This window comes from Pseudomonas lactucae, from assembly GCF_016937615.1.
Lineage (GTDB): Bacteria > Pseudomonadota > Gammaproteobacteria > Pseudomonadales > Pseudomonadaceae > Aquipseudomonas > Aquipseudomonas lactucae.
Map to the genome: position 1 here is coordinate 1 of NZ_JAFHKI010000248.1, position 3,844 is coordinate 3,844.

Sequence of the window (3,844 nt, forward strand, 5' to 3'; positions counted from 1 at the left end):
CCCCGATAGCGGTGGGTCAGGTAAATGGATATTGACTGATCCGCCGCCATCGGGGGCAAGCCCCCTCCCACAGGGTTATTCAGTGTTGGTAGGAATTGGGTTCAGCGTCGACCCGCCCGCGTACTCACATCCACCCACACTGCCAGCACCAGAATGCTGCCCTTCACGATCATCTGCCAGTAACTGTCCACGTCCAGCATCGACATGCCGTTATCCAGACTGGTGATCACCAACGCCCCCAGCAGTGCGCCGTACACCGTGCCCGAACCGCCGCGCATCGAGGTGCCGCCGATAAAGCACGCGGCGATGGCGTCCAGCTCGCCCATGTTGCCCGCCGACGGTGAGCCGGCGGCGAGGCGGGCGGTGTTGACCAGGCCGGCGAGCGCGCACATCACGCCCATGATGCCGAAGATCCACAGTTTTACCGCCTGCACGTTGATGCCCGACAGCCGCGTGGCTTCCATATTGCTGCCCACCGCATACACGCGGCGGCCGAATACGGTCTGGCTGGTGACGTAGCTGAACACACCGAGCAGCACCAGCAGCAACAGCACCGGCACGGGGATGCCGTCATAGCTGTTAAGGGTGGTGACGAACCCGGCCAGTACCGCGCCGATCACCACTACGCGCACCACGTCACGTACCAGCGAGTGCGCTGCCAGGCCATGCAGCGCACGGTTGCGTCGCTGCTTCCAGGTGAGGAACAAGGTCAGCGCAAACAGCAGCACCCCGAGGCCGATGCCCACCGAATGCGGCAAATACCCCTGGCCCACATACACCAGCGACGGCGACACCGGCGCGATGGTGGTGCCGCCGGTGATTCCCAGCAAAATCCCGCGAAACGCCAGCATGCCGCCCAGGCCGACAATGAACGAGGGGATACGCAGGTAGGCGGTCATGTAGCCATTGGCCAGGCCGATCATCAGGCCGCACAGCGCCACCAGGCTCAGGTTGGCCAGCAGCGGGATGTGATAGACCACGTCCAGGATCGCCGCCAGCCCGCCGAGCAGCCCCAGCAACGAGCCCACCGACAAATCGATCTCGCCGCTGATGATCACCAGCACCATGCCGCACGCCAGAATCCCGGTGATCGACATTTGCCGCAGCAGGTTCGACAGGTTGCGCGGCGTGAGGAAGCCGCCCTCGGTCTGCCAGCTGAAAAACAGCCAGATCACCGCCACGGCAATCACCAGGGCGAGCATTTTGTAGCGGGTAAACAGCTGTTTGAGCTGATTCATCTACGCGGTCTTCCGATCATTATTGTTTTGGCTGAGCGCAGCGGCGAGCACCTGTTCCTGGGTGAGCCCCTCATTGATGAAGTCGCCGCGCAACTGGCCTTCGCCGATTACCAGCACGCGGTTGGACACGCCGAGTACTTCGGCCAATTCCGAGGAGACCATGATGATCGCCACGCCTTCGGCCGCCAGCGCGCCCATCAGCTTGTAGATCTCATATTTGGCGCCCACGTCCACCCCGCGCGTGGGTTCGTCGAGGATCAGCACCTTGGGCTTGGCCATCAGCATCTTCGCCAGCACGGCCTTTTGCTGGTTGCCGCCGGACAGGCTGGTGATCGGCAAGAACGGGCTGGAGGTCTTGAGGTGCATGCGCGCGATTTGCCGGTCGATGCTGCCCAGTTCGGCTTCGGCGTCGATGCGGGTCAGGTGCGCGTAAGTGTCGAGCACCGCCAGGGTGATGTTCTGGCCCACCCCCAGGTCGGGAATGATGCCCTGGCGCTTGCGGTCCTCGGGCACCATGCACAGCCCGGCGCGGATCGATTTGAGCGGTGTGCGCGTGTCGATCACTTCGCCGTCCAGCCACACCTCGGCGCTGTAACGGCCGGGGTAGGCGCCGAACAGCGCCGACACCAGCTCCGTGCGCCCGGCGCCCACAAGGCCTGCGATGCCGAGGATTTCACCGCGCTTGAGCACGAAGGAGATATCGTCGACGCGCTTGCGCTTGGGGTTGTCCACGTCGTAGCAGGTGACGTGGCGCGCCTCGAAAATCACTTCGCCCACCGCGTGCGGCTCGGTGGGGTAGAGGTTGCTCATCTCGCGGCCGACCATCTGCGTGATGATGCGCGCAATGTCCATGTCGGCCATGGCGGTGGTCGCGATGTGCTTGCCGTCGCGGATCACCGCAATGGTGTCGCACACCGCGGCCACTTCATCGAGCTTGTGGGAGATGTACACGCAGGCCACACCCTTGGCCTTGAGGTCACGGATGATGTCCAGCAGCACTTCGATTTCCGAGCGGGTCAAGGCCGAGGAGGGCTCGTCGAGGATCAACAGGCGCGCCTGCTTGTTGAGCGCCTTGGCGATTTCCACCAGTTGCTGGTAACCGCCGCCGTACTGCGACACCGGCAGCGCCACGTTCATGTCCGGCACCTTGAGTTCGCGCATCAACGCTTCGGCGCGGTGGAACATCGCCGGGTAGTTCATGCGCCCACCGGGCAGGGTCAACTCGTGGCCCATAAAAATGTTCTCGGCCACGGACAGGTCCGGCACCAGGGTCAGTTCCTGGTGGATTATCACGATGCCGGCCGCCTCGGTTTCGCTGATCGACTGGGCCTTGAGCGGCTGCCCGTCCCAGAGGATTTCGCCCTCCCAGGTGCCGTACGGATACACCGCCGACAGCACCTTCATCAGGGTGGATTTTCCGGCACCGTTCTCGCCGCACAGGCCGACGCATTCCCCGGGCCGCACCTTGATATCGATGCCGTTCAGCGCGTTGACACCGCCAAAACTTTTGACGATGCCGTTCATTTGCAGCAGGTAGTCGGCGGCCATGGGGTTCACTGCCCGCCGATCTGCTCTTTGGTGTAGAAACCGTCCTTCTCCAACAGGTCGATATTGGCCTTGGTCAGCGGGGTCGGGGTGAGCAGGATGGTATCGACCTTTTTGCTGCCGTTGTCGTATTGCGAGCTGTAGGTGGGTTTTTCGTTACGCGCCAACTGCACCGAAAGCTTGGCGGCTTCGCTGGCAATTAGCTTGAGCGGTTTGTACACGGTCATGGTCTGGGTGCCATCGATCACGCGCTTGACGGCGGCGAGGTCGGCATCCTGGCCGGAGATCGGCACCTTGCCCGCCAGTTGTTGCGCGGCCAGGGCCTGGATCGCACGCCGGCGGTGGCGTCGTTGGAGGCGACGATGGCGTCGATCTTGTTGTTGTTTCGAGTCAGGGCGTTTTCGACGATGCTCAGCGCTTCGGTGGGGTTCCATTCCTTGACCCACTGCTGGCCCACCACTTTGATATCGCCTTTGTCGATGGCCGGTTGCAGCACTTTCATCTGGCCTTCGCGCAGCACCTTGGCGTTGTTGTCGGTGGGTGCGCCGCCGAGCAGGAAGTAATTACCCTTGGGCGCGGCTTGCAGCACGCCGCTGGCCTGCATTTCGCCGACTTTTTCGTTATCGAAGGAGATATAGGCGTCGATGTCTGCGTTGAGGATCAAGCGGTCATAGGACACCACTTTGATCCCGGCCTTCTTGGCTTCGGCCACTGCGTTGGTCAGCACCGTGGCGTTGAACGGCACGATGACGATCACATCGACGCCACGGGAGATCAGGTTCTCGATCTGGGAGATCTGCTTCTGCTCGTTGGCGTCGGCCGACTGCACGAAGACCTTGGCATCGAGTTTTTCCGCGGCCGCAACGAAGTAATCGCGATCACGGGACCAGCGCTCCAGGCGCAGGTCGTCGATGGAGAAGCCGATTTTCGGGTGGGCGGGGTCGGCCATGACCGGCAGGGTCAGCAGGGCCAGGGTGGTGGCGAGCAGGGTACGTTTGAATGACTTCATGGTGGTGCGTCCTTTTATTGTTGTTGGAAAGACACTGTGGCGAGGGAGCTTG

General features: G+C 62.5%; 2 protein-coding genes and 1 pseudogene. All 3 read right to left on the minus strand.

Annotation, left to right across the window (positions count from 1 at the left end; all coding sequences use genetic code 11):
- Positions 1-101: 101 nt before the first annotated feature.
- On the minus strand, positions 102-1,238 hold the full coding sequence (locus tag JWR98_RS28980) for a sugar ABC transporter permease (protein ID WP_078732713.1): 1,137 nt from the start codon (positions 1,236-1,238) through the stop codon (positions 102-104).
- A complete protein-coding gene (gene xylG, locus JWR98_RS28985) occupies positions 1,239-2,786 on the minus strand; it encodes a D-xylose ABC transporter ATP-binding protein (RefSeq protein ID WP_205491876.1) in 1,548 nt (515 codons plus the stop codon).
- 5 nt (positions 2,787-2,791) lie between these two features.
- Positions 2,792-3,792, minus strand: a pseudogene (gene xylF, locus JWR98_RS28990) (D-xylose ABC transporter substrate-binding protein).
- Positions 3,793-3,844: the final 52 nt, after the last annotated feature.